This window comes from Psychrobacter sp. FME5 (assembly GCF_014861375.1).
In the GTDB taxonomy this organism is placed as follows: domain Bacteria; phylum Pseudomonadota; class Gammaproteobacteria; order Pseudomonadales; family Moraxellaceae; genus Psychrobacter.
Genome location: NZ_RRYX01000204.1, coordinates 1 through 1,925, shown reverse-complemented (window position 1 = coordinate 1,925; position 1,925 = coordinate 1). Strand labels below are relative to the sequence as shown.

At 48.7% G+C, this 1,925-nt stretch carries 1 protein-coding gene; it reads left to right on the top strand.

The features are described 5' to 3' along the window. The first annotated feature begins 207 nt into the window (after window positions 1-207). Window positions 208-1,763, top strand: a protein-coding gene (locus tag EI161_RS14125; protein WP_225735414.1) for an IS3 family transposase whose coding sequence is annotated in 2 segments (ribosomal slippage) — window positions 208-661 and window positions 661-1,763 — 1,557 coding nt in all. Because the reading frame shifts where the segments join, the coding sequence is not laid out codon by codon here. Window positions 1,764-1,925: the final 162 nt, after the last annotated feature.

Genomic DNA, 1,925 nt, shown 5'->3' with positions numbered 1-1,925 from the left:
TATCCACCGACCAAAGTGAGATTGCAACCATGAACTATACACATCTAAGCCTAGGGGAACGATACCAGATTTATGCCCTTATAGGGGCAAAACATAGTATTAAATTTATAGCTGACACTGTAGGTTCTTAATTTCTTGGTCACCCCCTATGGCAGGATAGTTGTCACCCCTAAATAATAATTCCAAAGGGGACAATGAGGACACATCATGCCACGATATAGCGAAGAACGTAAACAGGCTATACTCAGCAAACTGCTACCCCCGCTGAGCCTAAGTGTTGCCGAGGTTTCAAGAAGTGAAGGCATCGGATTACAGACCCTGTATAATTGGCGTGCCCAAGCTAGAGAACAAGGTCACCCCATGCCATCGAACCATAAAACCCCTGATGACTGGTCAAGCGAAACCAAGCTTGCCACCATTATAGAGACGGCCACCCTAAGCGAGAGTGAACTTAGCGAATACTGCCGCAGCAAAGGCCTATATGTTGAGCAAATCAAAGCGTGGCGTACTGACGCCTTACAAGGCTTTAGCAGCAGCAAACAACAAAGCCTGAAAGACAAGCGTCAGCAGCAGAGCGATCGCAAACAGATCAAACAACTCACCCGAGAGCTTGCTCGAAAAGAAAAGGCTTTAGCTGAAACTGCCGCCTTACTGGTATTGCGAAAAAAGTTGGAAGCGTTTTGGGAGGAGCACGAGGACGACTGACCTTGCTCCCTAAGCGCAAGCAATACATAGACTGGATACAAGAGGCCAATCACTCAGGAGCCAGACTTAACCTTGCCTGTATTGAAGTTGGCATTAGCATCCGCACCTATCGGCGCTGGTACCGCGCAGGTCACGTGAATGGTGATAAACGGTGTGACGTCGTGCGCCAAGCTCCTAAGAATAAACTGAGCGCCTCTGAACAAGCCGCCATTATTGCCGTGTGCAATCAGCCCCGCTTTGCCAGTCTGCCGCCCACCCAAATTGTACCGACCCTGCTTGATGAGGGGATATATCATGGCTCAGAGTCTACCTTTTATCGGGTGCTGAGGCAGCATGAGCAATTGGCTCACCGCGGTCGTGCACTTGCCCCTAAAGCCTCAAGCGCCCCAAAGACCTTTACTGCCACTGGCCCTTGCCAAGTGTTCTGCTGGGATATCACCTATTTGCCAAGTCCAGTACGGGGGCAGTTCTATTATTTGTATATGATTGAAGATGTCTATAGCCGTAAGATTGTTGGCTGGGAGGTTTATGACCACGAGTCAGGCGCATTAGCAGCTCAGCTGCTTGAGCGTACTTTAATCAGTGAGAATGTATTGCACACTGGGGTGGTGCTACACTCAGACAATGGGGCACCGATGAAAGCTCAAACCATGCGCATGAAAGCGTATGAGCTTGGGGTACTCACCTCTTACAGCAGACCGCGTGTCAGTAATGACAACCCGTTTGCAGAGTCTTTATTTAAAACCTGCAAGTATCGCCCTAATTGGCCTATCGATGGCTTTAAGAGCTTAGATGCGGCAAGACGATGGATGCTGAGCTTCACGCGCTGGTACAACAATGAGCATAAGCACAGTCAGCTGAACTTTGTGACGCCCAATCAGCGCCATACGGGTGAGGATAAGGAAATACTGGCGAAGCGTCTGCTCACGATGCAGCGCGCTAAAGATGAAAACCCGATACGTTGGGGAACTCAGGAGGTGAGGAACTGCGAGCCTGTAGGGCCAACAACGCTAAATCCTGTAAAAGAGCAACAACAGCAAAGATTACAAGCCGCTTAATTTAGCTTGATGGTGACAACTACCTTGAAAAACTCCGGTCATGGTAAACTCCTATAATTGTGCTTAGTTTACCAAGTTTAGTTGTACGGTTTCTTCAGCATAGCTCAAACCAACGAGAATACCAACGGCTTAATCAGAGAGTTCTTGCCTAAGGGTTGTGAC